At 68.9% G+C, this 26,767-nt stretch carries 21 protein-coding genes; 16 read left to right on the forward strand and 5 right to left on the reverse strand.

Translation table 11 applies throughout. The features are described 5' to 3' along the window. Positions 1–126: 126 nt before the first annotated feature. Positions 127–432: a hypothetical protein gene (locus ACIA5H_RS22600; protein WP_350901430.1), complete on the forward strand. Its 306-nt coding sequence runs from the start codon at positions 127–129 to the stop codon at positions 430–432. On the opposite strand, the gene ACIA5H_RS22605 is transcribed toward ACIA5H_RS22600, so the two are convergent. Together ACIA5H_RS22605 and ACIA5H_RS22610 are read right to left on the reverse strand one after the other, a co-directional pair. Then, on the reverse strand, positions 334–2,925 hold the full coding sequence (locus tag ACIA5H_RS22605; protein ID WP_397077268.1) for an AMP-binding protein: 2,592 nt from the start codon (positions 2,923–2,925) through the stop codon (positions 334–336). The two genes, ACIA5H_RS22600 and ACIA5H_RS22605, sit on opposite strands and share 99 nt — an antisense overlap. Before the next feature lie 114 nt (positions 2,926–3,039). Beyond that, entirely contained in the window at positions 3,040–3,924 is an 885-nt protein-coding gene (locus tag ACIA5H_RS22610; protein WP_379251758.1) for a PAC2 family protein, read from the reverse strand. A 167-nt stretch (positions 3,925–4,091) separates the two neighbouring features. On the opposite strand from ACIA5H_RS22610, the gene metH reads away from it, so the two are divergent. The 11 genes from metH (at position 4,092) to ACIA5H_RS22665 (ending at position 17,837) form a co-directional block, all read left to right on the forward strand. Continuing rightward, complete coding sequence (gene metH, locus ACIA5H_RS22615; protein WP_397077269.1) at positions 4,092–7,688, forward strand: methionine synthase; 3,597 nt, start codon at positions 4,092–4,094, stop codon at positions 7,686–7,688. 655 nt (positions 7,689–8,343) lie between these two features. Further along, positions 8,344–10,164, forward strand: a complete 1,821-nt coding sequence (locus ACIA5H_RS22620) for a protein kinase (RefSeq protein ID WP_397077270.1) — start codon at positions 8,344–8,346, stop codon at positions 10,162–10,164. Positions 10,165–10,310: 146 nt separating this feature from the next. Further along, positions 10,311–11,012, forward strand: coding sequence for an HAD family hydrolase (locus ACIA5H_RS22625; protein ID WP_397077271.1), 702 nt, complete (start codon positions 10,311–10,313; stop codon positions 11,010–11,012). Between the two features lie 159 nt (positions 11,013–11,171). Further along, the gene (locus tag ACIA5H_RS22630; RefSeq protein WP_355077505.1) at positions 11,172–12,035 is read left to right on the forward strand and encodes an arpA protein; all 864 of its coding nucleotides are present in this window, start codon (positions 11,172–11,174) and stop codon (positions 12,033–12,035) included. Positions 12,036–12,079: 44 nt separating this feature from the next. Beyond that, positions 12,080–12,916 (forward strand): class I SAM-dependent methyltransferase, encoded by an 837-nt coding sequence (locus tag ACIA5H_RS22635; protein WP_364428360.1) that lies wholly within the window; start codon positions 12,080–12,082, stop codon positions 12,914–12,916. Beyond that, complete coding sequence (locus tag ACIA5H_RS22640) at positions 12,913–14,727, forward strand: choline/carnitine O-acyltransferase (protein ID WP_397077272.1); 1,815 nt, start codon at positions 12,913–12,915, stop codon at positions 14,725–14,727. Before ACIA5H_RS22635 ends, ACIA5H_RS22640 begins: the two co-directional genes overlap by 4 nt. 120 nt (positions 14,728–14,847) lie before the next feature. Beyond that, a complete protein-coding gene (locus ACIA5H_RS22645) occupies positions 14,848–15,111 on the forward strand; it encodes a phosphoribosyl-ATP diphosphatase (RefSeq protein ID WP_039798430.1) in 264 nt (87 codons plus the stop codon). A 47-nt stretch (positions 15,112–15,158) separates the two neighbouring features. Beyond that, positions 15,159–16,010, forward strand: a complete 852-nt coding sequence (gene hisG, locus ACIA5H_RS22650; protein ID WP_379251754.1) for an ATP phosphoribosyltransferase — start codon at positions 15,159–15,161, stop codon at positions 16,008–16,010. 113 nt (positions 16,011–16,123) lie between these two features. Beyond that, positions 16,124–16,258 (forward strand): hypothetical protein, encoded by a 135-nt coding sequence (locus tag ACIA5H_RS22655; protein WP_355077510.1) that lies wholly within the window; start codon positions 16,124–16,126, stop codon positions 16,256–16,258. Then, on the forward strand, positions 16,258–17,454 hold the full coding sequence (locus ACIA5H_RS22660) for a YeiH family protein (RefSeq protein WP_379251753.1): 1,197 nt from the start codon (positions 16,258–16,260) through the stop codon (positions 17,452–17,454). The genes ACIA5H_RS22655 and ACIA5H_RS22660 overlap by 1 nt, the downstream gene beginning before the upstream one ends. Positions 17,455–17,609: 155 nt before the next feature. Beyond that, positions 17,610–17,837 carry a hypothetical protein gene (locus ACIA5H_RS22665; protein ID WP_355077513.1) on the forward strand — a complete coding sequence of 76 codons (228 nt, stop codon included), beginning with the start codon at positions 17,610–17,612 and terminating at the stop codon, positions 17,835–17,837. 4 nt (positions 17,838–17,841) lie between these two features. On the opposite strand, the gene ACIA5H_RS22670 is transcribed toward ACIA5H_RS22665, so the two are convergent. After that, positions 17,842–18,753 (reverse strand): RecB family exonuclease, encoded by a 912-nt coding sequence (locus ACIA5H_RS22670; protein WP_397077273.1) that lies wholly within the window; start codon positions 18,751–18,753, stop codon positions 17,842–17,844. Between the two features lie 74 nt (positions 18,754–18,827). Between ACIA5H_RS22670 and ACIA5H_RS22675 the strand changes: the two genes are divergently transcribed. Next, positions 18,828–19,661, forward strand: a complete 834-nt coding sequence (locus ACIA5H_RS22675; RefSeq protein WP_355077516.1) for a tRNA (adenine-N1)-methyltransferase — start codon at positions 18,828–18,830, stop codon at positions 19,659–19,661. 31 nt (positions 19,662–19,692) lie between these two features. Here ACIA5H_RS22675 and ACIA5H_RS22680 read toward each other — a convergent pair whose 3' ends face one another. After that, positions 19,693–20,208 (reverse strand): hypothetical protein, encoded by a 516-nt coding sequence (locus ACIA5H_RS22680; protein ID WP_364428346.1) that lies wholly within the window; start codon positions 20,206–20,208, stop codon positions 19,693–19,695. Positions 20,209–20,387: 179 nt separating this feature from the next. Here ACIA5H_RS22680 and arc point away from each other — a divergent pair, with 179 nt between their 5' ends. The 3 genes from arc to ACIA5H_RS22695 all read left to right on the forward strand — a co-directional run bounded on the left by arc (position 20,388) and on the right by ACIA5H_RS22695 (position 24,483). After that, a complete protein-coding gene (gene arc, locus ACIA5H_RS22685) occupies positions 20,388–22,148 on the forward strand; it encodes a proteasome ATPase (protein WP_355077520.1) in 1,761 nt (586 codons plus the stop codon). A gap of 183 nt (positions 22,149–22,331) precedes the next feature. Continuing rightward, a complete protein-coding gene (locus tag ACIA5H_RS22690; RefSeq protein WP_379251750.1) occupies positions 22,332–22,967 on the forward strand; it encodes a TetR/AcrR family transcriptional regulator in 636 nt (211 codons plus the stop codon). Beyond that, positions 22,960–24,483, forward strand: a complete 1,524-nt coding sequence (locus ACIA5H_RS22695) for an ArnT family glycosyltransferase (RefSeq protein WP_397077274.1) — start codon at positions 22,960–22,962, stop codon at positions 24,481–24,483. Before ACIA5H_RS22690 ends, ACIA5H_RS22695 begins: the two co-directional genes overlap by 8 nt. Before the next feature lie 12 nt (positions 24,484–24,495). On the opposite strand, the gene ACIA5H_RS22700 is transcribed toward ACIA5H_RS22695, so the two are convergent. After that, on the reverse strand, positions 24,496–26,586 hold the full coding sequence (locus ACIA5H_RS22700) for an acyltransferase family protein (RefSeq protein ID WP_397077275.1): 2,091 nt from the start codon (positions 26,584–26,586) through the stop codon (positions 24,496–24,498). Positions 26,587–26,767: the final 181 nt, after the last annotated feature.

The following is a 26,767-nucleotide window of genomic DNA, read 5'->3' on the forward strand; positions in this document are numbered from 1 at the left end:
GAAGTTAGCCAGCCCCTCCTGTAAGAGCAATTGCAAGTACATCTGCTCTTGCACGAAGCGCAAATACCCCGTAAAACGGGTGGATCCACATAAGAGAACAGCGATCCCAATCCAACGGAGGTTCGGGTGGAAGCGTTGATCTATGGATACTTGCGTGACGATCTGGCCGATGGCCATAGCAAGGAGCTCGAGGCCGCGATGAGCAGCCTCGCCCGCGAGGAAGGGCTGTGCTTCGCCGCAACGTTCCATGAATCGACCGGCGGTGACGGGGCGGCTTTCGCCGAGCTCACGGCGGAACTCAAGCGCGCGGACGCGCACCATGTGGTGGTTCCCTCACTCGATCACTTTGCCGGCCAGACGATTCCGCGCGACATCTTGATCGCCAAGCTGGCTCAGGAGGCGGCGGCGCGGGTGTGGACCGTGGAGAGCTGATCGCCGCGACCGAACTGCCCGGTACCGCCCCGAACCCCAGCGTCGCAGCCCGGTCACCGCGCCGGTGACGAGTACACCCGCTGCCAGGGAAGCGAGCAGCCCCGCGAGCCGGTGCTGTTCGAACAGCGGGTATACCTGCCAATGCAGCAGATAGACGAACAACGAGCCGTCGGCCAGCACCGCGGCGCAGACGGCGACGACGGCGGGAACCCGGACCGCGGACAACCACACCAGCGCGAGCAAGCCCGCCATGATCAAACGTTCCCGTTCGGGAACGCCGAAATAGCCAGGCACCGTGATCAGTACGACGGCACTCACCGTCATCCGCTGCCACATCGACGTCGCCTTCGCCGCCGCCCAGCCGACCGCGAAGAGCCACACCGCCAGCGGAGAGAACGGGATGTCCTTCGCCGAATACAGACCGAACGCTTGGTATCGAAAGACGAGGCTCAGCGCGACCAGCGCCATCGCGAACCAGAACGGCTCGGCACGTTGCCACCGGTCCACCACGGGGATCCGGATCAACAGCGCGGCGGCCAGCATCAAATACACGAGCACCTCGAGAAACCACAGGTGCCCGGCGGTGGCGCTGTCGTGCGGGCCGAGAATCTTGTTCAGTAACAGGACATTCTGCCAGCCGTAGTAGTCGGTGCGGGTCATGGTCAGCGCGACCCAGAGCGCCGTCGGCACCGCGATGTATGCCACGGTGCGCAACGTGTGGCGCAGTCGCTCGGCGGCTGGGGCCGTGGTCACCCCGAACCGCGCGAAGTTGAAGCCGGCCACGCCGAGCAGCACGTGCGCCGCGCCCCAGAGCACGTACACTCCGGCGTGCGAGCTGACGATGAGCACGATGCCGACCGCGCGCAGCAGCGTTCCGGTGTCGAGTGCCCGTCCGAAACGCCTGCGGCCTCGTGGTATCCGTTCCAGTTCCGCCACGGACGTGTTCGGCCAGTCGGTGGGCAGGCGGCCGATCGCCCGCTCCAACCGTGCCGCGGTGGTCACGTAGGTGAGCGAGTTGCCGCCGAGGTCGACGAACGTGCTGTCCGGGTGGACTCGCGCGGGATCGATGCCCAGCGTCGTGGCGTAGAGGGAGCGGATGTCACGTGTCTGCGGCGCGGATCCGGCCAGTCGTCGGATAGCGGGGTAGTCGGGTTTGCCATTCGGTAACCGCGGGATCCGTTCGACCACGTGGACCCGCACGGCGGCGGCGGGCAGGCCGGACAGTCGCGCGGCGAGCTCGGTGAGATCGGACCGCGGGGTCTCCACGGCCACGACGAGGTGCGTGTCGTCGTCCGCGCACCGTGCCGTGAATCCGGCCTCCGCCAGCCCGGATTCGAGACGCTCCAGATCGATGCGCAGTCCGAAGATCTTGGCGAACCGGCTACGCCTGCCGACCACCTGGTACAAGCCCTCGGGTGTGCGTCGTGCCAGGTCGCCCGTGCGCAAGGCATCGACCGCACGGCCGAGGGCGAGGTCTGCGGCGGACTTCGCGTATCCCATCATCACATTGGCCCCGCGATAGACCAGTTCGCGCGGTTCGTCCCCATCGTCGTCGGCTTCCTCGACCGGCTCGAGGGTGAATTCGCCGCCCGGAATCGGGATCCCGATGCAGTCCGGGTGCGCGCTCGCCAGATGGGCGGGCAGATAGGCCATTCGCGCGGTGGCCTCGGTCTGGCCGTACATGACCACGAACTCCCAGCCGTGTTCCCGGCCGAGCGCGGCGTATTCGCGTACCCGCTCCGGCGTCAGTCTGCCGCCCGCCTGGGTGACATAACGCAGGTGCGGCAGGTCCATACGGGCGAAACCGATGCGGTCCAGCAGTTCGATGGTGTAGGGAACCGCGGCGAACGACGTTGCGCGGCAGTCCCGGAACGCGTGCCAGAACTGCGTGTCCAATACCGACTGGTCGGTGAGCATGAGGCTCGCCCCGCGCCACAGGTGGCTGTGCACCACCGACAGCCCGTAGCAGTAGAACATCGGCAGGGTGGTGGCCGCGCAATCGCCAGGACCGATGGCCAGGTACTCGGCGATGGCCGCCGCGTTGGAACGCAGGTTCGTCGCCGAGAGCCGGACCAGTTTGGGCGAGCCGGTGGAGCCCGAGGTGCTCAGCAGCAGCGCGAGCTCCGGATGCAGGCGATGCGCCGAGCGTTCCCGGACCACCTCGGCGCGCCCGTCTTCGACGAGCACGTCCGGGTCGTAGGCGTCCCGCAACTCCGCAGTGATCTGCTCGGTCAGCAAGACCACGCAGCCGGCGCTGAGCGCTCCGAGGTACGCGACGAGCGAGGAAAGATCGTTGCGCGCGGCGAGCGCGACGAGGCGACGGGCCGGGCCGAGTTCGGCCGCGAAGGACTCGACGAGCGCGGCAAGCCGAGCGTAGGTCACCTGCCGAGTGGGTGGCGACCCGCCGCCGTCCGCGCCCGCACGGTCGGGGCAATGGACGGCGATCCGCTCGTCGAAGGTGCGCAGACGCTCGACGATCGGATGGACGGTCACCGGCGAAAGTGTAGGAGGGAGTCGTTTCCCGACCTGAAGGTGGCCCCCCGGCGAACTTCCGGTGAACCCCGCGGACGCCGGCCGCCCGCACCGAACGCGCCGACGCGCAACCGATCAGAGACCGAAGCTGCCCGGACCCCGTCTGCGCAGGTACTTCTCGAATTCGGCCGCGATGGCGTCGCCGTCGATCTTGGCCATCGCCTCGTTCACGTCGACCGCGGCGTCGCCGCGTTCCTCGAGCGAGCGCACGTACTCGCTGATCTCCTCGTCTCCCACGGTCATCTCGTTCACCGCGGTCTCCCAGTCCTCGGCCTGCTTGGGCAACTCACCCAGCGGCACCTCGATGTCGAGCACGTCCTCGACCCGGTGCAGCAGCGCGATGGTCGCCTTCGGATTCGGCGGCTGGGAGACATAGTGCGGAACGGCGGCCCAGAACGACACCGCCGGGACCCCCGCCTTCACGCACTGGTCCTGTAGCACGCCGGTGATCCCGGTCGGTCCCTCGTAGCGGGTCTGCTCCAGGCTGAACCGCTCGGCCGCTTCTTTGCTGTATGCCGAGCCGGTCACCGGTACCGGACGAGTGTGCGGAGTGTCCGCGAGCAGTGCGCCGAGAATGACCACGGTCTGCACCCCGAGCTGCTCGATGAACTCCAGCAGGTCGCCGCAGAAGCTGCGCCAGCGCATATTCGGTTCGATACCGCGCAGCAGCACCACGTCGCGGTCGCTGCCGGGCGGCGAGCACACCGACAACATCGTCGACGGCCACTGGATTTCCCTGGTCACACCGTCCACCTGACGTACCGTCGGCCGGTTGACCTGATAGTCGTAGTAGTCCTCGGAGTCGAGCTCGGCCAACGGCTCGGCGTCCCAGATCAGTTCCAGATGCTCGACGGCGCCGCTGGCCGCGTCACCGGCGTCGTTCCACCCCTCGAAGGCGGCGACCAGTACCGGATCCCGCAACGTCGGCAGTTCCGGCTCGGGAGTTTCACTGGCGTTCACTCGGTCAGCCTACGGTGTGCGGCGATATGGCGTGTCGTAGAACGGCCGGACGGGGTGGCGTGTTCCGGCGCGCGGACGCGGCGGCTCCGGGCCGCGCGTGTGGTCCAGGACACCGAGCCTCCACGCCGTGGCCTGGATCGTCAGCCCCGCCCACTACGCTGGAACGCATGTCTGCGTCCGTCCCCGCCGAGTTCGACACCACGCTACTCGACACGCTGCGCCGTCGTGTCGTCATCGGCGACGGTGCGATGGGCACCATGCTGCAAGCTGCCGATCTGACCCTCGACGATTTCCGCGGGTTGGAGGGCTGTAACGAGATCCTGAACGACACCCGCCCCGAGGTCCTGCGCGGCATCCACCGCGCCTATTTCGAAGCGGGCGCCGACGCGGTGGAGACCAACACCTTCGGCTGCAACCTGCCCAACCTCGCCGACTACGACATCGCCGACCGGATCCGCGACCTCTCCGAGCGGGGAACCCGGCTGGCCCGCGAGGTCGCCGACGAGATGGGACCGTCTCCCGACGGTACGCCACGCTACGTGCTCGGCTCGATGGGGCCGGGCACCAAGCTGCCCACGCTCGGTCACGCCCCGTTCGCCGCGCTGCGCGACGCCTATACCGAGGCCGCCCTCGGCATGCTGGACGGCGGCGCCGACGCCATCCTCATCGAGACCTGCCAGGACCTGCTGCAGGTCAAGGCGGCGGTGACCGGCAGCAAGCGCGCGATGGCGGAGCTGGGCCGCCGGATCCCGATCATCACGCACGTCACGGTGGAGACCACGGGCACGATGCTGGTCGGCAGCGAGATCGGCGCGGCGCTCACCGCGCTGGAGCCCCTCGGCATCGACATGATCGGCCTGAACTGCGCGACCGGCCCGGACGAGATGAGCGAGCACCTGCGCCACCTGTCGCGGCACGCGCAGGTGCCGGTCTCGGTGATGCCGAACGCCGGGCTGCCGGTGCTCGGCGCGGACGGGGCGGTCTACCCGCTCACCCCCGAGGAACTGGCGGTCGCGCTGCGCGGGTTCGTCACCGAGTTCGGCCTGGCCCTGGTCGGCGGCTGCTGCGGTACCACGCCCGAGCACATCCGCCAGGTCACCGCCGCGGTGCGCGAAGTCGAGCCGGCCCTGCCGCCGATCGCGCAGCGGCGCGCGCCGGTGCACGAGCCGAGCGTGTCCAGCATGTACACCGCGGTGCCGTTCGAGCAGGACGCCTCGGTCCTGATGATCGGCGAACGCACGAACGCCAACGGCTCCAAGGCATTCCGTGAGGCCATGCTCGCCGGGGACTGGCAGAAGTGCTTGGACATCGCCAAGGACCAGACCCGTGACGGGGCACACATGCTCGACCTGTGCGTCGACTACGTCGGCCGGGACGGCACCCGCGACATGTCGGAGCTGGCGAGCAGGCTGGCCACCGCTTCGACGTTGCCGATCATGCTCGACTCCACCGAGGCCCCCGTACTGCGGGCCGGGCTGGAGCACCTCGGCGGGCGTTGCGCGGTCAACTCGGTGAACTACGAGGACGGCGCCGGTCCCGATTCGCGGTTCCAGCAGACCATGCGCCTGGTCGCCGAGCACGGCGCCGCCGTGGTCGCGCTGACCATCGACGAGGAGGGCCAGGCCCGCACCGCGGCGAAGAAGGTGGAGATCGCCGAGCGGCTGATCGCCGACATCACCGGCAACTGGGGGCTGTCGGAGAGCGACATCATCATCGACACGCTCACCTTCACCCTGGGCACCGGCCAGGAGGAGTCGCGCCGCGACGGGCTGGAGACCATCGAGGCCATCCGCGAGCTCAAGCGCCGGCATCCACGGGTGCAGACCACCTTGGGTCTGTCCAACATCTCCTTCGGCCTCAATCCGGCCGCCCGGCAGGTGCTCAACTCGGTCTTCATGCACGAATGCGTCCAAGCCGGTCTGGATTCGGCGATCGTGCACGCCTCCAAGATCCTGCCGATCAGCCGTATCCCGGAGGAGCAGCGCGAGGTCGCGCTGGATCTGGTGTACGACCGCCGTGCGGAGGGCTACGACCCGCTGCAGAAGCTGATGGCGCTGTTCGAAGGCGTGTCCACCTCCTCGTCGAAGGCGTCGCGGGCGGAGGAACTGGCCGCGCTCCCGTTGTTCGAGCGGCTGGAGCGGCGGATCGTCGACGGTGAACGCGCCGGGATGGAAGCCGACCTGGACGCGGCCATGACCGAGGTGCCGCCGCTGCAGATCATCAACGAGACCCTGCTGGCCGGGATGAAGACGGTCGGCGAGCTGTTCGGGTCCGGTCAGATGCAGCTGCCGTTCGTGCTGCAGTCCGCCGAGGTGATGAAGGCCGCCGTCGCGTACCTCGAGCCGCACATGGAGGCCACCGACGACAGTGGCAAGGGCCGCATCGTGCTGGCCACCGTGAAGGGCGACGTGCACGACATCGGCAAGAACCTGGTGGACATCATCCTGTCGAACAACGGCTACGAGGTGGTCAACCTCGGCATCAAGCAGCCGATCGCCACCATCCTCGACGCGGCGGTGGACAAGAAGGCCGACGTCATCGGCATGTCGGGTCTGCTGGTCAAGTCGACCGTGGTGATGAAGGAGAACCTCGAGGAGCTCAACGCCAAGGGCGTGGCCGAGCAGTTCCCGGTGCTGCTGGGCGGTGCGGCGCTCACCCGCTCCTACGTGGAGAACGACCTGACCGAGGTGTACGAGGGCGACGTGCACTACGCGCGCGACGCGTTCGAGGGCCTGCGGCTGATGGACGACATCATGACCCGCAAACGCGGTGGCGACCTCGACCCGGACAGCCCGGAAGCCGTCGCCGAGCGGGAGAAGGCCGCCGAGCGCAAAGCGCGCCACGAGCGCTCCAAGCGGATCGCGGCGGAGCGCAGGGCGAACGAGGCGCCCGTCGTGGTGCCGGAGCGCTCCGACGTCGCGGCCGATCTGCCGGTGCCGGTGCCGCCGTTCTGGGGCACACGGGTGGTGAAAGGCCTCGCGCTGCACGAGTATTCGGGCCTGCTCGACGAGCGAGCGCTGTTCCTAGGGCAGTGGGGCCTGCGTGGGCAGCGCGGTGGCGACGGTCCCGGCTACGAGGAACTGGTGGAGACCGAGGGCAGGCCGCGTCTGCGCGCCTGGCTGGACCGATTGAGCACCGAGGGCGTGTTGCAGCACGCCGCGGTGGTGTACGGCTACTTCCCCGCGGTGTCCGAAGGCGACGACGTCATCGTGCTGTCCGAACCGGAACCCGATGCGCCGGAGCGGTACCGGTTCACCTTCCCGCGGCAGCAGCGCGACCGGTTCCTGTGCATCGCCGACTTCATCCGTTCGCGGGAGTACGCCCGCTCGACCGGTCAGGTGGACGTACTTCCGTTCCAGCTGGTCACGATGGGTCAGCCGATCGCCGACTTCGCCAACGAGCTGTTCGCGGGTGACAGCTACCGCGATTACCTCGAGGTGCACGGCATCGGCGTGCAGCTCACCGAGGCGCTCGCCGAGTACTGGCACCGCCGCATCCGCGAGGAGCTCGTCCTCGACGGTCACGCGGTCGCCGACTCCGACCCGGCCGACGTGCTGGAGTACTTCAAGCTCGGCTATCGCGGCGCCCGCTACTCGTTCGGCTACGGCGCCTGCCCGGAGCTGGAGGACCGCGCCAAACTTGTCGACCTGCTCGAAGCCGATCGCATCGGCGTCGTGCTCTCCGAGGAGCTGCAGCTGCATCCGGAGCAGTCCACCGACGCCTTTGTCCTGCTGCATCCGGAGGCGAAGTACTTCAACGCGTAGCCGTTCGCCGATGCGGCGCGGCGCCGACCTCCGAGGATCTCGGCGCCGCGCTGTCAGCGCGAATGCGGCTGCCCGATCGTCACGCGCGAGGCTTTGGAAGCCGTATCGGTGCGTCGCCTTTGCCGCAGGTCGGCATCGCTGCTTCCGGACGCTCTCGACCGGCCGATCGGTCTGCCGAGTGCCCGGGGCGCGCCATCTTCGTCTCGCGGATCGGGCGTAGGCGCGCGGAGTCCAGCGGACGTGAGCGCCTTTCTCGGCCTGTCCGTCCGTTCGTGGTCCGCAGCGGGCGTCGCGGCCGGACGGCGATCAGTGGTGGACTATGAGCAATAGCGAGATGCTCTCGTGTAGAGGGCCTTTGCTACCTGCCCGGATGTCATGTCTCGCGTGCATCGGGGCGCTCGTCGGCGCGTCACAGTGGCGGGCGCGCGCGGTTTACCTGGGCGATCGTCCGTGCCCGCACCGGGAGGTGGCTGTGTGTCGGGTGGATGTGCCATTGTCGAAGGCGTTGTAACTGCATCCGGGGCAGTCGGCGGATGCGTTCGCGTCCCTGCTCAGTGGTGCAAAGCACCTCGGCGCGTACGCTTTCGGAATTCTTCCGGGCTTGCGTGTGGAGTGCGAGACGGCTAGGCGCGCAAGTAGGAAGAGGCACACCACCATGACGGCGGATCGATTGATCGCGGGACGTTACCGGCTCACGGATCCGATCGGCACCGGCGCCATGGGTGTGGTGTGGCGGGCCACCGACGTCCGGCTGCAGCGCACCGTCGCGGTCAAACAGGTTCTCCTCGGTCCCGGACTCACCGGATCGGCTGCGCTGGAGGCGAAACGGCGTGCCATGCGGGAGGGGCGGATCGCGGCGCGGCTGCACCACCCGAACGCCATCACCGTGTTCGACGTGGCAGAGGAAGACGGCCAGCCCTGGCTGGTCATGGAGTACCTGGACGCGCCGAGCCTGGCGACCAAGCTGTCCGGCAACCGGACGCTGCCGCCGCTGGAGGTCGCCCGGATCGGCGCGCAGGCGGCGAGCGCCTTGGCCGCGGCGCACGACGCGGGGATCATGCACCGGGACGTGAAGCCGGCGAATCTGCTGGTCGCCGACGACGGCACGGTCAAGATCACCGACTTCGGCATTTCCCGCGCGGTCGGCGACGTGACGGTCACGGCCACCGGGTTTCTCGCCGGGACGCCGGCCTACCTGTCGCCCGAGGTGGCGCGCGGCGAGGACCCGGAACCGGCTTCCGACGTCTTCGCCCTCGGTTCGACGTTGTACGCGGCGGTGCAGGGCGCTCCACCGTTCGGTGAGAGCGACAACCCGCTGGCCCTGCTGCACGCGGTGGCGCGGGGCGAAATCCCGCCGCCGGAGGCGGCCGGCTCGCTGGGGCCGGTGCTGATGTACCTGCTCGCCCCGGCCGTCGCCGACCGCCCGACCATGCGGGAGGCGAAAGCGGTCCTCGAAGCCGTTGCGGCGGGACGGGATCTGGAGCTGCCCGCATCGGTGACCAAGGTGATTGCCGCCCCCGCAGCCACGACGACCGTGCTGCCCGATCCCGCCGCTGCCTTATCGCCGGAGCAGTCGGACGACACCGGTGTCACCGCGGTCGTACCCGCCGCTGTGCCGGGTCCGGCCGTGCCGCAAGGAGTTACGTCACGGCCGGTGCCGAGGCGGGCCGGGGTGGCGACGACGTTGCGGAGTGTTCTGAGCGGCCGGCAGCGCCGCCGACTGATCGCCGTGGAAGTCGCCGCGGTGGTCGGGGTGTTGATCCTGGTCGGCATCATCGCAATGCTGGCCGGCGTGGACGGCGAGGGCGGCGACGCGCCGACGTCGTCGGTCGCGCCTCCGGCCGCCGTGGCGCCCGAGAACACGCAGGCGCCGGCCGACGCGGCCGGAACCGAGCCGCGACAGGCGCCGGTACAAGCTCCCGCTCCAGCCCAGGCGCAAACATCCGCCTCCTCGGCGCCCGCGCCCACTTCTGGGCCCGTGCCGGGGCCCGCACCCACTTCAGCGGGTGCCCCGTTGCCCCCGCCTGCCCCGGGAACCACCCCTCCGGCGCAAACGACGAACCCCGCGCCGAGCACCACTCCGCCGCCCAGCACCACGCCGCAGTCCACGTCGAGCCCTGCCCCGACCACCACGGGCCCGGCCACCACCGCGACGACCACCCCGTCCGGTCCGCCGACACCCGACCGGATCGCCTCGTTCATCCAGGGCTACTACGGCATGCTGCCCACCAACGTGTCCGGCGCCTGGACGCAGCTGGCCCCCGGATACCAGGCCAAGACCGGCTACGACTCATACGTGAACTTCTGGGGCACGATTCGTTCGGTGAGCGTGGGCTCGGTTACACAGAACGGCGCGAATCGGGCGGTCGTCGCGTTGACCTACACCTTGAAGAACGGCACGACGACTTCCGAGAGCCGCTGGATCGAGGTCGTCGGCGACAGTGCCAAGTTGCAGATCGCCGCATCGGGTACCTAGGGGACACGGCCGAGCCTTGGCCTGCGCCATCGAGTAGCCCAGCCATCCGGGGGTGAGCAGGCTCGGCTGCGGAGCGGCTTCGTCCCGGCGGTACGGTTCGTGCGGCGGCCGGGTGATCTCGGAAGGTTCGCAACGGCGCCCGCGACATGGACGAGAGCTGGGAGAAGGACCGAAACGTGACAGCGCGACTGGCCGGAGTGCTCTGGGACATGGACGGCACGCTCCTCGACTCGGAGAAGCTCTGGGATGTCGCGGTGCGGGAACTGGCACGTGAGCACGGTCACGAGATGACCGATGCGATCCGGCACGCGCTGATCGGGGCGTCCGGCCCGAACGCGCTGCGGATCATGTTCACCGGCTTGGGCATCGAGCCGACGCCGGACTCGTTGCGTGCGGCGGGGGAGTTCCTGGAGCGGCGGGTGACCGAATTGATGACCGGCCCCATCCCGTGGCGGCCTGGTGCGAAGGATGCGCTGGCCATGGTGCGCGCGGCGGGGCTGGCCAGCGCGCTCGTCACCAATACCAAGCGGTCGCTCACGGAGTTCGGCCTCGACACGCTGGGCCGGGACTTCTTCGATGTCTCGGTCTGCGGCGACGAGGTGGCGCACGGCAAGCCGGAGCCGGATGTCTACCTGCGCGCTGCCGAGCTGCTCGGGCTCGATCCGGAACAGTGTGTGGCGGTGGAGGATTCGCCGACCGGTACGCGTGCGGCGCAGGCCGCGGGCTGTGCGGTGGTGGTCGTCCCGTGCGAGATTCCGGTGCCGCACGCGCCGGGGCGGGTGTTCCGGGATTCATTGATCGGGCTGACCGTCGCGGAACTCGAAAACGCTCTGCGCCTGCGGGATTGAGCCATCCGGGTGGCCGCGGCGCGCGACGTTCGCGCACGGGTCGTGCCGAGAGTTACTGTGCCGCAACGGGTGTGCGTGCAGATGATAGGTGTGACCGTGATCACCGGCAATCTCGCCGAATCCCGGGCGTGTCGGCGACCGCTCCACCAAAATGACGCCATGGCAGCGTTGGGCGTCCTCGACGAGATCGTAGATACCGGACGGTATCCCCTGGCGGAGGCGGAAGGACCCGCGCTGCGGGAAGCGGTTCGGCGCGCCCGTGCGGAACTGGCCGACACCGGCTGCACCGTGCTGCGTGGCTTCATCCGTCCGGAACTGACCGAGACGTTGCGGGCGCAGGGCGAGCTGATGGCCCCGCACGCGCACTACGAGGTCGAGCGGGTCAACGCCTACAACATTCCGCTGGACGCCGACCTGCCGGAGGACCATCCAGGCCGGATCGTGCTCGAGCGGGGCAACGCCTTCGTGCCCCGCGACCGCATCCCCGCCGACGCGCTGATCCACCGGCTCTACACCGACGAGCTGTTCCAGCGATTCGTCGCCGACTGCTTCGACCTGTCGGAATTGCACGAATTCGCCGATCCCCTCGCGGGACTGTGCCTGAACGTCGTCGCGCCGGGCATGTCGCACCCCTGGCATTTCGACACCAACGAATTCACCGTCTCGATGCTGACCCAGCCCGCCGAGGAGGGCGGCGTCTTCGAGTACTGCCCCAACATCCGCACACCCGAGGCGGAACACCTCGACGACGTCCGCGCCGTGCTCACCGGCACCGGCGAGCGCTTCGTCCAGCGGCTCGAACTGCGTCCGGGCGACCTGCAGCTGTTCCAGGGTCGCTTCTCGTTGCACCGCGTCTCACCCGTCGACGGTGCGCGTCAGCGCCATTCGGCCATTTTCGCCTACACCGATCGTCCCGGGATGGTCGGCACGGTGGAGCGCACCCGGCAGTTGTTCGGCCGCGTGCTACCCGACCACCTAGCCGCCGCGGCCGACGCCGTCCGGGGCGATCGACTGCTCGACTGAGCCGAACGGCTCGACTGACCGAGCTCGACCCGAGAGGACCGACAGTGCCAGTGCCGTTAGACACCACCGGGAAAGCGTCTTTCGACGATATCTACGTCCGCCCCGATCCGCGCGCCTACTACGCGCGCATGTCCGAATTGGACTACCGCATTCCGGAACTGGCGAAACCGTTCTTCCAGCAGCAGATTCGGGAATACCGCGCGTCCGCCCGGGTCGCCGTGCCGACCGTGCTCGACCTCGGCTGCTCCTACGGTGTGAACGCCGCGCTGCTGCGCCTCGACACCACGATCGGCGAGCTGGCCGAGCATTACGCGGCCGCCGACACCGATCGGGCCGGTCTGATCCGGCGCGACCGAGACCGCGTGGCGGGGCGGGCCGCGGTGGAGGACGTCCGCTTCCTCGGCATGGACGCCGCCCGCCCAGCTCTGGAGTACGCGCGGGAGGCCGGGCTCCTGCACGACGTCGTGCACGCCGACCTCGAGTCCGGCGAGCCGACCGACGAGCAGCGCGCCCTGCTCGCGACCGCCGATCTGGTCGTCTCCACCGGCTGCGTCGGGTATATCACCGAGAAAACCTTGACCCGAGTGGCCACCGCGCACCCGCGCAGGCGGCCGTGGATGGCACACTTCGTACTGCGCATGTTCGACTTCGCACCGATCGAGGCGGAACTCGCCGCGCTCGGCTACCGGACCGAGCACGCGCCGGGGTTGTACGAGCAACGCAGGTTCGCCTCCGCGGCCGAACAGGCGCAGGTGCTGAACACCCTGTCCGCCAACGGGATCGACACGACCGGCCGGGAAGACCAGGGCTGGCTGTATGCCAACCTGTACGTGTCGAGGCCGCTGCCGAAACATCACGCCGACACCGAGGACTCGCATTGACCGAACGCACCTTCGCCGCCGACGACCACCTTCCCCGGGTGCCCCTGCCGACGCTGGAGGACAGCTGTGGCCGGTTCCTGCAGTGGTGCGAGCCGCTGCTGACCGCCGAAGAGATCGCCGCCACCCGGGCCGCGGTCGACGACCTGTTGCGACCCGACGGGCCGGGGCGCACGCTGCACGCGGCGCTCGCGGAGTACGACGCGACGCCCGGCGTCGGCAGCTGGCTCGACCTGTTCTGGCCGTCGCGATACCTGGGCAGGCGGGACCGGATCGCCCTGAACGCGAACTTCTTCTTCCTGTTCCGGGACGACACCCCACTGGCCGCCTCCACCGCCGCGACTCAGGTGGACCGGGCGGCGGGCATCATCTCCGCCGCCGTCGACTACAAGCTGGCCCTCGACCGCGAGGCCGTCCCGCCGGTGACCCAGCGCGGGCAGCAGCTGTCCATGTGGCAGAACAAGTACCTGTTCTCCGAGACCAGGATCCCCGGCGTGGAGCAGGACACGGTCCGGGTCCCCTACAGCGCGGAATGGCCGGGTCACTCGCAGGCTCGGCACATCGTGGTGTTCTTCCACGGCAGCACGTTCCGGATGGACGTGATCGGCCCGGACGGAGCGCCGTACTCGCCGGAGGATCTCGCCGACGGGCTGCGCGCGGTGCTGAAGGCGGGCGCCCGCCCGGCCCGCACCGACACCGCCGTCGGGCACCTCACCACCAAGGCCCGCGCGGAATGGGCCAAGAGCAGGCAGCGGCTGCTGGCCGAGCCCGCGAACGCCGCGGCGCTGGACACCATCGAGACCGCGCTGTTCGCCGTCTGCCTCGAGGACTTCGCCCCGCGCGACGAACTGCACGCCTGCGACGAGTTGCTGCACGGCGACAGCGCGAACCGGTGGTTCGACAAATCGGTGTCCTTCGTCGTCTTCGCCGACGGACAGGCGGGCATCAATGTCGAGCACTGCGGACTCGACGGCACCACCATCCTGTCGTTCGTGGACACCCTGCTGGAAACCTCGGTGCCGGAACACGCCGCCCACTCCGGCGCACAGGCGCAGGGACTGCCCGCGGTGGAGCCGGTCGAGTTCGTGCTCGACGAGGCGCAGCGCGGCGATATCGCCGCGGCGGCCGCCGCCTTCGCCCAGTACGCCGCGGCGAACGCCACCCAGACGGTGTCGTTCCAGGACTTCGGCACCGCCAGGGCCAAGCAGCTCGGCATCTCGCCGGACGCGTTCGCGCAGTTGAGCTACCAGCTGGCCCATCGGCGCAGCAAGGGGCTCACCGGCGCGACCTACGAGTCCATCGCGACCAGGCAGTACCGCAACGGCCGCACCGAGGCCATGCGGGTGATCACCCCGGAGATGATCGCCTTCGTGGACGCGATGCAGGACCAGAACGCGAGCGCCGAGGCGAAGCTCGCCGCGGCGCGGACGGCCGCGTCCGCGCACGTGGAGCGGGCCAAGCAGTGCCAGGCCGGGGACGCGCCCGAGCAGCACCTGTGGGAGCTGCAGTGGATCCAGCGCCGCCGCGGCGCGGAACTGGGCGTCACCGATCCGATCCCGCTCTACGACAGCCCCGGCTGGACGATCATGCGCGACGACTACCTGAGCACCAGCTCGGCGCCGTCGGTCAACATCCGCTACTTCGGTTTCGGCTCCACCAGTCCCCGCTGCATCGGCATCGCCTACGTCCTGCTGCCGGACCGCTGGAATCTCTACCTGGCCACTCCGAAACCGGTCGCCGACCAGATGCACGCGTTCGCCGACCACCTCCGCACGGCGGTCGCCGACCTGCAGGCGCTGCTCGCCGGGAACTAGCCGCTTTCCGCCCGGTTCCTCCGCGCCCGGTCAGGGGTGGAGGAACCGGGCGGTCGCCGTTGCCGGCCATCCTGGGCCGGAGCAACAGACCCGCATCCGGGTCTGAAACAATGGCTCATCGTGAAGAACTTCGAATCCCTGTTCGCCGAACTGCAGGATCGTGCGGTCAACCGCCCCGAGGGGTCCGGAACCGTTGCCGCGCTGGACGCAGGCGTGCATACCCAGGGTAAGAAGGTGCTCGAGGAGGCCGGTGAAGTGTGGCTGGCCGCCGAACACGAGAGCGACGAGTCGCTCGCCGAGGAGATCTCCCAGCTGCTGTATTGGGTGCAGGTGCTGATGGTGGGTCGCGGGCTGAAGCTCGAAGACGTGTACCGACATCTGTGATGACGGCCGTCCGACACCCCGTTTCTCCTCCCGAAAGGACTCCCTCCATGCTGCGCGTCGCAGTCCCCAACAAAGGCGCCCTCTCCGAATCCGCCGTCTCGATCCTCTCCGAGGCGGGCTACCGCAAGCGCACGGATTCCCGCGATCTGACCGTGCTCGACCCGGCCAACCAGGTCGAGTTCTTCTTTCTGCGGCCCAAGGACATCGCGATCTACGTCGGTTCCGGGGAGCTGGATCTCGGCATCACCGGTCGTGATCTCGCCCTCGATTCCGGCGCACCGGTGCAGGAACGGCTCGCCCTCGGCTTCGGCCGCTCCACCTTCCGTTACGCCGCCCCGGCCGGACGGGAGTGGAAGGTCGAGGACCTCGCCGACAAGCGCATCGCCACGTCCTACCCGAACCTGGTGCTCGACGATCTGCGCGGCCGCGGCATCGAGGCCGAGGTGATCCGCCTCGACGGCGCGGTGGAGATCTCCATCCAGCTCGGCGTCGCCGACGCCATCGCCGACGTCGTCGGTTCCGGGCGCACGCTGCGCCAGCACAACCTCGTCGCGTTCGGTGAATCGCTGTGCGACTCCGAGGGTGTGCTGGTCGAGCGCAAGGACGCCGATCGCGGCGACCGGGCACGGAATCAGCTCGTCGCCCGGATCCAGGGCGTGGTCTTCGCCCAGCAGTACGTCATGCTGGACTACGACTGCCCGAAGGATTTGCTCGACGAGGCGTTCGTCATCACCCCCGGGTTGGAATCGCCGACCGTGGCGCCGCTGGCCGACACCGGCTGGGTCGCGGTGCGCGCACTGGTGCCGCGCAAGCAGAGCAACGAGTTGATGGACAAGCTGGCCGATCTGGGCGCGAAAGCCATCCTGGCCACGGACATCCGCTCCTGCCGCGCATTCTGAACGCCGGATTCGTCCGATACGCCTGATTCGTTCAGGCTGAGCGCAATCGGTGTGCCCTGTGACCGGGGGTTGCTACCGTGCGGCCTCTCGATGAGGAAACGCAAGGAGCCCCCGTGTCACAGTCACCACCCGAGGAGCAGTCGGGCAGCACATTCACCTGGAACGAGGACTGGCTGGCGGCGATCGCCGGGCTGATCCTGATCGCGCTGGTCCTGCTCGGCGCGATTCCGGATTGGCTGGTGCCGTGATGGCCGAGACCGGCGCCGAATCGGCGAAGGAATCGAAGGCTCTGGCGGACAAGGATTCCGGCGTGGCCGCGCCCGGCGGAATCCCGTCATCCGAGACGGAAGCGGTGCAGGCGACGTCCCGGCCGACCGCCGGGACCATCGCGGCCGGTATCGCGGTCGTGATCGTGCTCGGCGCCCTCACCCGCTACTTCGAGACACACGTCCCGCAGTGGGCAGTGGGCACTCCGTTCCAGCGCGTCGCCAAGTCCGTCGAATACCCGGTGTACGCCATCGCCCTTGGTCTGCTCGGCAATGTCGTGCTGAGCAAACTCGCACTGCGCGACCGGCTTTCGGCGGGTTTCCGCACCGAATTCTTCATCAAGACCGGCGTGGTGCTGCTCGGCGCTTCGATCAACCTGAAGGTCCTGGTCACCGCGGCGGGTCCGTCGATCCTGCAAGCGCTGCTGCTGATCACGGCCGTGTTCGGCTTCACCTGGTGGCTGGGCGGACGCCTCGGGCTGGACGACAAGCTGCGCGCGCTGCTGTCCTCGGCGGTGTCGATCTGCGGTGTCAGCGCGGCTATCGCCGCGGCGGGCGCGGTGCAAGCGCGGCGCGAGCAGATCGCCTACGCGGCCTCGCTGGTGATCGTCTTCGCGTTGCCCTCGATCTTCCTGCTGCCGTGGCTGGCGGAGGAGCTCGGCTTGTCGGACGCGGTCGCGGGCGCCTGGATCGGCGGCAATATCGACACCACGGCGGCGGTCGCGGCCTCCGGCGCGATCGCGGGGGAGAAGGCGCTGCAGATCGCCACCATCGTCAAGACCACGCAGAACGCGCTGATCGGTGTGGTCGCCATCGCGCTGACCGCGTACTTCACGCTGCGCGTCGAGCGGGCGCCCGGTGCGGTGCGGCCCTCGCCGCGCCAGTTCTGGGAGCGGTTCCCGAAGTTCGTGCTCGGCTTCATCGCCGCCTCGGTCATCGGCACGCTGTACCTGCAGGCGGTGGACAAGAAGTCCGGTGCGGCGCACATCGCGATCATCAACGATCTCCGCACCTGGTTCCTGATCTTTGCGTTCGTCTCCATCGGCTTGGAGTTCTCGCTGCGCGGACTGCGGGAAGCGGGCTGGCGGCCGGTCGTGGTGTTCGGGTCCGCGGCGGTCGTGAATCTCGCGGTGGGTCTCGGACTCTCGGTGCTGCTGTTCCACAATTTCACCGCCTGAGCGTCGGCCCTATGGATACGCAGCCGAAACTCGGGCACGCGATGTCGCCCGGTCCTGGACATCGGGGCCGGGCGGCCCGCCGTTCGGGAAATGTTCACCGGCCGAATACGCGGGTCGGCTCGAAACCACCGGCCTCATCGGGAAGACTGTCGGGCGTGTCGGACAGGATCAACGACGAGAAGGCCGCGGCGGAGCCGGGCCGACGAGCGACCACCCCGGCGGCCGACGGTGTCCCCGCGCGCGGCACGGCGTGGACGCGGATACGAAACCTGTTCATCATCGCGGGCGACGCGGTACTGGTCGTGGTCCTGATCGGAGCGGTTTTCCTGCTCGGCGAGCGCGGGACGTCATTGGACTTCCTGGTGGCCGCGCTGGGCCACTAGCTCGTCAGTCCGAGACGGCTTCGGCCAGGGTCTCGTCCGGGGATTCGGTGACGCCGCCGGTCGGCCAGCCAGGGTAGGGCGGCGGCGTGCCGCCGAATGCCGGGCACAAAGGCTTGTAGTCGCAGTACGAGCACAGCCAGCTGGTGTTCGGCTGGAAGTCCCCGGTGCGCCCCGCCTCGAGAATGGCCGCCCACAGTGCCGAGAGCGTGCGCTCGAAGCGCAGCAACTCCTGCTCCTCGGGGGCGTAGGTGAGGATCTGCTCGTCGGCGAGGTAGATCAGCCGCAGCTGGGCGGGCACCAGGCCGCGGGTGCGCAGTACGACCAGCGCATAGAACTTCAACTGGAACAGCGCTTTGGTCTCTTGCGTCGGCCCCGGCGCGCGGCCGGTCTTGTAGTCCACGACGCGCAGGGCGCCGCTTGGCGCGAGGTCGATCCGGTCGACGAACCCACGCAGCGGTGCGCCGTCGGCCAGTTCCACCTCCACCCGCGCTTCGCGCGACTCCGGATCGAACCGGGTCGGATCCTCCAGCCGGTAGTAGCGGCGCACCAGCGCGCGCACCTCCTCGAGGAACGCGTCGAGTTGCCCCGCGGCGACCAGTTCCGCCACCTCCGGCTGTTGGGCGTGCACCCGCGCCCACGCCGTCGGCACCAGGGCCTCGGCGCGCTCGGGCACCCGCTCGGCCGCGGGCAGCCCGTAGAGGTCCTCCAGCACCGCGTGCACCACCGTGCCGCGCACCGCGTGCACCGAAGGCCGCTCCGGTATCCGATCGATCGCGCGGAAGCGGTATTTCAGCGGACACTGCTTGAAATCCATTGCCCGGGAAGGCGAGAGCGCGGGCCGGGCGCGGGTGGCCGTCGGATCGGGCCGGGCGGTCCGCGCGTCGTCGGCAGGGGGCGTGGACACGGGCGAGCACATACCTGGCAGGCTATCCGGCGGCACCGACACGCCGGTGCGTCACAGCACGATTCCGACAAGTGGAACGGAGATTCATGACGGCCAGACGGACCGGGCCATTCACCATCGGTGACCGGGTGCAGCTGACCGATGCCAAAGGACGCCTGTACACGGTGGTCTTGGAGCCGGGCAAGGAATTCCACACCCATCGCGGCGGGATCAAGCACGACAGCCTCATCGGCGCCGACGAGGGCAGCGTGGTGCATTCCACCAACGGCACGCCCTACCTCGCACTGCGTCCGCTGCTGATCGACTACGTGCTGTCCATGCCGCGCGGCGCCGCGGTGATCTACCCGAAGGACGCCGCGCAGATCGTGCACGAGGGCGACATGTTCCCCGGCGCGCGTGTGCTGGAAGCCGGCGCGGGGTCCGGTGCGCTGACCTGCTCGCTGCTGCGGGCGGTGGGGCCGCAGGGGCAGGTGGTGTCCTACGAGATCCGCGCCGACCACGCAGAGCACGCGATCCGCAACGTCGAGACGTTTTTCGGCGAGCGGCCGGCGAACTGGTCGCTGACCGTGGGTGACGTGGCCGACTACACCGGGGAGCCGGTGGATCGCGCGGTACTGGACATGCTCGCGCCGTGGGATGCGCTACCTGCGGTGTCCAAGGCGCTCGTGCCGGGCGGCGTGCTGATCGTCTATGTGGCCACCGTCACCCAGCTGTCGAAAGTGGTCGAAGCGCTGCGCGAGCAGGAGTGCTGGACCGAGCCACGCTCCTGGGAGTCGCTGGTGCGACCGTGGCATGTGGTCGGCCTCGCCGTGCGGCCCGAGCATCGCATGCAGGGTCACACCGCCTTCCTGGTCAGCGCCCGCAGGCTCGCCGAGGGCACCGTCACGCCCAAGCCGCAGCGCAGGCCCTCGAAGGGCTGAGCGCGGCCGGGCGGGCGAGGTGGTGGCCGACTCAGGCCGGGACGCAGGGCGCCTGCGCGAAGCCGAGCAGCAGACAGCCGCTCGCGTCCGTCAGCTTCCAGGTGCCGTCGACGTTTTCCCAGCTCAGCGGCACGGCGGGGGCGGCGCCATGCGGGGAGGTGATGGTCACCTGCGCGTTCGCGGTGTTGCCCTGGGTGGTGATGTCGGCGACGGCGAAGGTGAGCGCGTAGCCCTGCAGGCCCTTGTTCATCTGGTCGATGTTCGCTGTGCGCTTTTCACCGTTGACGATCAGCTTGGCCTTCTCGGGGGTGGGTACAGTCGGATCGGTGAGCTTTACCAGCACGGCCTGCAAGGTATCGGCGGTCGGCGCACCGGTCGCATGGGCGGAGTGATCGTGGGTACCCGACGCGGCGGTGCTGGTGGCGGCCGAGGTCGCCGCGCCGGTGGAGTCGTCGTCGGAGCCGCACGCCGCCACCGCGCCGGAGATGGCCAGCGCCGCCGCGGCGGTGACGAGGGAAAAACGCAGGGTTCTCGCGGGAAGGAGCATGGTCGGCAACCTTTCGGCTCGAGCGGCGAGGAGGCTCGCCAGGGTCGGATTAGGGCAGGCTAACATGGTGATCCGGCCGCCGATCGCGGCCCAGATGTGATCACCACGAAACCATGTCGGAAAGCGAGAACGGGTCGCGCCCGGTAGCGTTGATAGACCGGGACTGGGAGGAGCAGCACATGAGCCCCATCGAGAATTCGGATTCGGCGGCCTGGAGAGAGCTCGAGGCAGTGCGCGCCGAGGCGGCTGCACTCCGAAGGCAACTCGCCGATTCGCCGGATCGCACACGGGAATTGGAAGCCCGCATCGATTCGCTGACCATTCGCAACACGAAGCTGATGGACACCCTCAAGGAAGCGCGCCAGCAGCTGGTCGCGCTGCGTGAGGAGGTCGATCGGCTGGGTCAGCCGCCGAGCGGATACGGCATTCTGATCGGTGTGTACGACGATCAGACGGTCGACGTGTTCACTTCGGGTCGCAAGATGCGGTTGACGTGTTCACCGAACATCGAGACCTCGACGCTCGAATACGGTCAGACCGTCCGCCTCAACGAGGCGCTCACGGTCGTCGAGGCCGGGCACTACGACGCGGTCGGCGAGATCGGCACCCTCCGGGAGATCCTCGACGACGGTCGTCGCGCCCTGGTCGTCGGCCATGCCGACGAGGAGCGTGTGGTGTGGCTGGCAGGCCCGCTGGCGAAGGTCGCCGAGATGGACGACCTCGACGATCCCGATTCCCCCATCCGCAAGCTGCGGCCGGGCGACTCGCTGCTGGTCGACACCAAGGCCGGTTTCGCCTTCGAGCGCATCCCCAAGGCCGAGGTCGAGGACCTCGTGCTGGAAGAGGTGCCCGACGTCGACTACAGCGACATCGGCGGTCTCGGCAGGCAGATCGAGCAGATCCGCGACGCGGTGGAGCTGCCGTTCCTGCACAAGGACCTCTTCCGCGAGTACGCGCTGCGTCCGCCGAAGGGTGTGCTGCTCTACGGTCCCCCCGGCTGCGGTAAGACGCTCATCGCCAAGGCGGTGGCCAACTCGCTGGCCAAGAAGATCGCCGAGGCGCGCGGTGAGGATGCCAAGGAAGCCAAGTCGTTCTTCCTGAACATCAAGGGCCCCGAGCTGCTCAACAAGTTCGTGGGTGAGACCGAGCGTCACATCCGGATCATCTTCCAGCGGGCCCGCGAGAAGGCGTCCGAGGGCACGCCGGTGATCGTGTTCTTCGACGAGATGGATTCCATCTTCCGCACCCGCGGCTCCGGCGTCTCCTCCGATGTCGAGACCACGGTGGTGCCGCAGCTGCTGTCGGAGATCGATGGTGTCGAGGGCCTGGAGAACGTCATCGTGATCGGCGCCTCCAACCGTGAGGACATGATCGATCCCGCGATCCTGCGGCCGGGCCGCCTGGACGTGAAGATCAAGATCGAGCGTCCGGACGCGGAGTCGGCGCAGGACATCTTCTCGAAGTACCTCACCAAGGAGTTGCCGCTGCACGACGACGACCTGGCCGAGTTCGGCGGCGACAAGCTCTTGTGCATCAACGCCATGATCGAACGCGTCGTCGACCGGATGTACGCCGAGAGCGAGGACAATCGCTTCCTGGAGGTCACCTACGCCAACGGTGACAAGGAGGTCCTGTACTTCAAGGACTTCAACTCCGGCGCCATGATCCAGAACATCGTGGACCGCTCCAAGAAGTACGCCATCAAGGCGGTGCTCGACACGGGCAACCCGGGTCTGCGCATCCAGCATCTCTACGATTCGATCGTGGACGAGTTCTCCGAGAACGAGGACCTGCCCAACACCACGAATCCGGACGACTGGGCACGCATCTCGGGTAAGAAGGGCGAGCGGATCGTCTACATCCGCACGCTGGTCACCGGAAAGAACGCCAGTGCCAGCCGCGCCATCGACACCGAGTCGAACACCGGTCAGTACCTGTAAAGGTTGCGCCGACCACGATGGGCCGCGTCTCCCCGGAGACGCGGCCCTTTCGCTGTCCAGGGCGCAGGTGACGGTGCACGGCGACGGCCGCGCCACTCGTATCCGGATGACTCTCGACGGCGCTCCATTCGAACGTCGTCGCTCATCAGCAGGCCTACAGTCCGCCCGTGCTAAAATTTGACCATGCGGCCAGAAAACAGTACGAGTGGCCAACGGCGGTCTTTCATCGAAGAGGCGCGACGGCGGCAGATCATCGCCTCCGCGGTGGAGGTGATCTCCGAGGTCGGGTACGCGAATGCTTCGCTGGCGCGGATCGCCGAGCGCGCGGGCATCTCCAAGGGCGTCATCTCGTATCACTTCGAGGGGAAGGACGATCTGATGACGCAGCTGGTGGTCCAGCTCTACGTCTCGGCCGCGGAGTACATCGCGCCACGGGTCGGCGCGGCGGCCGGACCGCGCGCGAGCCTGCTGGCCTACCTCGAATCGAACCTCGGTTTCATCGATGCGAACACCACGTATGTGGCGGCGCTGGTCGAGGTGGTGACGAATCTGCGGGACGCGGACGGCAACCCGAAGTTCGCCTCCGCCGACGGTGAACGCGACATCATCGCGCCGCTGGTCGACATCCTCACCGAAGGGCAGCGCACCGGCGAGTTCGGCGAGTTCGATCCGCTCTTGATGGCGAAGTCCATCCGCGACGCCATCGATGGCGCCGCCGGACGGGCGGTCCGGGAACAGGACTTCGCGATGGACGCGTACGCGGCACACGTGTGCCGGTTGTTCGACACGGCGACCCGGAAAGCGGATAAGGATGACTGAGGTACTGGACACCCAGCGGCGCCGGGACGATGCCACGACACCGTTGCCCTCGTTCGCCTTCGGCGGAGTCGGCGCAGTGGCGGCGCTGGGCGCGGTGGCGCTGCTGGTTTCCACCGAGCGGTACGGATTCTTCGGCGACGAGCTGTATTTCGTCGCGGCGGGCCGCAGGCTCGCGGTCGGCTACGCCGATCAGGGGCCGCTGCTACCCGCGATCGCGCGGATGACGGATCTGCTCGCCCCGGATTCACTGGTGGCACTGCGTCTTCCGGCCGTGCTCGTCACCGTGGCCGCGGTGGTGGTGACCGCCCAGATCGCCAGGGAGTTCGGAGGCGCTCGCCCGGCGCAGGTGCTGGCCGCGGCCGCGTATGCCACCTCGCCGTTCCTGCTGGTCCAGGGTGATCAGCTGGCCACCAATACGATCGACACGGCGTTGTGGGTGGTGGTGAGCTGGCTGGTGATCCGCTGGGTCCGCACCCGCCACGACGGCTTGCTGCTGGCCTCGGCGCTGTTCACCGCGGTGGATATGCAGGTCAAGTGGCTGATTCCCTTCTTCTGGTTCGCACTGGTGATCGGGGTGGCGATCTACGGACCGCGTGAGTTGCTGCGCCGCCCCGCCCTGTGGTGCGGCGCCGCGATCGTCGTCCTCACCTCGGTACCCAGCCTGGTGTGGCAGGCGGCGCACGGGTGGCCGCAGCTGCGTCTGGGTGGTGTGGTCGCCGCGGAGCAGGCCACGATCGGCGGGCGCTACATCTGGCTGCCGCTCGCGCTCGCCTCCGCCGGATTGATCGGTGGATTGCTGCTGGTGTACGGGGTGTGGACCCTGTTTCGTGCCGAAAGCTTGCGGCCGTACCGGTTTCTCGGTGTCCTGCCGTTGGTGCTGATCGTGGTCTTCATCGCGACCGGTGGACGACCGTACTATGCGGCGGGTTGCTACGGAGCGCTGATCGCGGTCGGTGCGGTGCGGTGGATGGAGAACCGGCGGCGATCGCGTGTGATCCTCACCGTTGCGGTGGCCGCGATATCCGTTGCGCTGGTGATTTTCTCGCTTCCCCTGCGCCCGGAATCCGACATCGACCCGGTCGACACCCAAGCCCAGGCGGGGCTGGAGATCGCGGTCTACGGGCGGTTCGGCTGGTCCGAACTCGCGGCCGGGACCGCGGCGGCCTACGCGGCGCTGCCGGAGCCGGAGCGGGCTTCGGCCGTGGTGATCGCCGATTCCTATTGGCAGGCAAGCGCCTTGGACCTCGCGCGCGCGACGCATGGCCTGCCCGCCGTCTTCAGTCCGAATCGCGGCTTCGGCTACTTCGGCACCCCGCCGGACACGGCGACGACGGTGCTGTGGGTGGGCGGCACCGAGGCCGATGTGCGCGCGCACTGCGCCGAGGTGACCCCGATCGGGCAAGTCGACGCTCGTCTCGGGTTCCCGGGGGTCACCCGCGGCGTCACTGTCTGGCGCTGCGCGCAGCCGCTCGTGCCGTGGTCGCGAGCCTGGCCGGACATGTTGCGGCTGAACTGATCCGGTTCCGGCTCACCACCAGCCGAGGATCGGCGACAACTGCCTGCCGAGTTCCGGTGCCAGCGACCGTGAATAGCTGGCGGTGAGGTGATGCTCGTCGTGGTAGATCAGGACGTTGCCCTCGGTGACCGCGCACACGTCGCGTTCGCACAGCGCGTCGGACAGGTCCAGCGGGAACACGTTGGGGAACGAGGCGGCGAACTCCAGCGCCGGATCGACCGGGTTCAGCGCCTCCGCGCGCGGCATCCCGCAGCTGATCCGGTCGCCGTGCTGGGCGAGGCAATCGATGGCCCGGTACCGCACGCCGTCGCGGCGCAGCCACGGCGTGTCACGGATGGCGAGCACGTTGAGTCCGCGGTCGGCCAGGCGGGTCCAGACGTCCAGATAGTCGGCCGGGGTCTCGTCACCCGCGCCGTCACGAGGGCGGGTCGCTGTCGTGAACACCCACTCCGGGCGTTCGACGCCCAGGCGGTCGATCACCTCCACAGACCAGTCGCGGCAGTCCGGATTCGCTTCACCCTTGTACATCGGTTCCGCCGCCACGGTCAGCGGGCAGCCCATCTTCAGGTAGACCTCGACCCGGAAGGAGTGCTCGCGGGCGAGCAGGTCGAGCGCGGGCACCCAGTGCTCGGCATGCGAGCTGCCCACCACCGCGATGGTGCGCTCCGCGGCGGCGTCGCCGTAGGTGCAGGTGATGACCTCGCGGGTATCCCAGTCCGCGATGCAGCCGTCGCGCGAGGGGTAGGCCGCGTCCGCCGGCGCTTCGTACATGCTCGGCCGCATCGGAGCATCGGGCGCGCTCACGCCGTTGACCAGTGCTTCCGCGCCGGGATAGCGCGCCGAGTCCAGCCCGGCCACCGCTCGCGGCGGATTCGCCTTGGTCACCACCTGCTCGCCCAGCGCCGCCGCGAGTACCGCGATGCCGAGCGCCGCGACCAGCCGGCCGGTGCGGCGTCCTCGGGCGGGCGTCTTTCCGGCCGGACGACCGGACCGCATTCGTAGCGGCTGCTCGATGAACCGGTTGGTCAGGTGGGCGAGTACCAGCGACGCCCCGACGACGCCCAGACCCACGCCGAGTCCCGCGGTCGCGGCTCCGGTCCGCGCCAGGACGAAGATCAGGATCGGCCAGTGCCACAGATACAGCGCGTAGGACAGTTCGCCGAGGCGCACCGCGGCCGGTGCGCCGAGCAGCCGGTTCGGTAGTGGCTGATCGGCGGCGGCGAGACCGCCGCCCGCGACGATCAGCGCCAGTGTGGCCCCGACTGGCACCAGGGCGGCGGGACCGGGGAACCGATCGGCGCCGTCGATCAACCAACCGCACGTGAGCACCGCGACCGCGCCGAGGACGGCGGCCGCGACCCGCACCGAACGCGGCGGTGACAGCCAGGGCGCGACGATCGCCAGCAGCGCCCCGGCGAGGAGTTCCCAGGCGCGGGCGAAACTGTCGTAGTAGTTCCAGCCCTGATGCACCGCGGTACCGTGCGCGGCGTAGACGAACGAGGCCACCGCGCCCGCGGCGAGCACGATCGCCAAGGCCGGACGCACTGCCCCCGGACGAGCGAAACGCAGGCACAGGCCAGCGACCGACGCCACGACGATCAGCGCGAGCAGGTAGAACTGCATCTGCACCGCCATCGACCACAGATGCTGCAACGGGCTCACCGACGGATCGGCGGCCAGGTAGTCCGACCAGGACAGCGCCAGATACCAGTTCTGGTAGTACAGCAGCGACGCCAGCGTCTGCGCCGCCATCTCGCCCCACTGGGTGAACGGGCGAAGCAGCACGGTCGCCGTGACCACGGCCGCCAGAAGCGTGACCAGGGCGGGCAGTAATCGGCGGGCGAGCCGGCGAGCGGTGTGCGCGACACGGACCGTGCCGGTGGCCGCCACGCCGCGCAGCAGCGAGCCGGTGAAGAAGAACCCGGACAGCGCCAAGAACACGTCCACGCCGCCCGACACTCGGCCGAACCAGATGTGGAACGCCACCACCAGCGCGATCGCCACGCCGCGCAGCCCGTCCAGATCGTGCCGGTACCCGCCGGCGCCCGCCCGCGGGACGGCCGCCGCGGTGGCGACCGCACCCGGCCGGAGCAACCGATTCACCGCTCGGGCGACCGTCACCGGACTCGCGCGGCGCGGTCGTCGCGGAAACGGAATCCAACGGCTCGGCGACGGAGGCATGAACGGGACACGTCATTTCTCTTACCACGGGCGGTGAACCGTGGTCCAACTCGCAAGGCCGGAGTGGCGTGCGGAAACGGCGAGAAATACGGACAATTCGGTC

This window comes from Nocardia sp. NPDC051900 (genome assembly GCF_044452545.1).
Lineage (GTDB): Bacteria > Actinomycetota > Actinomycetes > Mycobacteriales > Mycobacteriaceae > Nocardia > Nocardia sichangensis.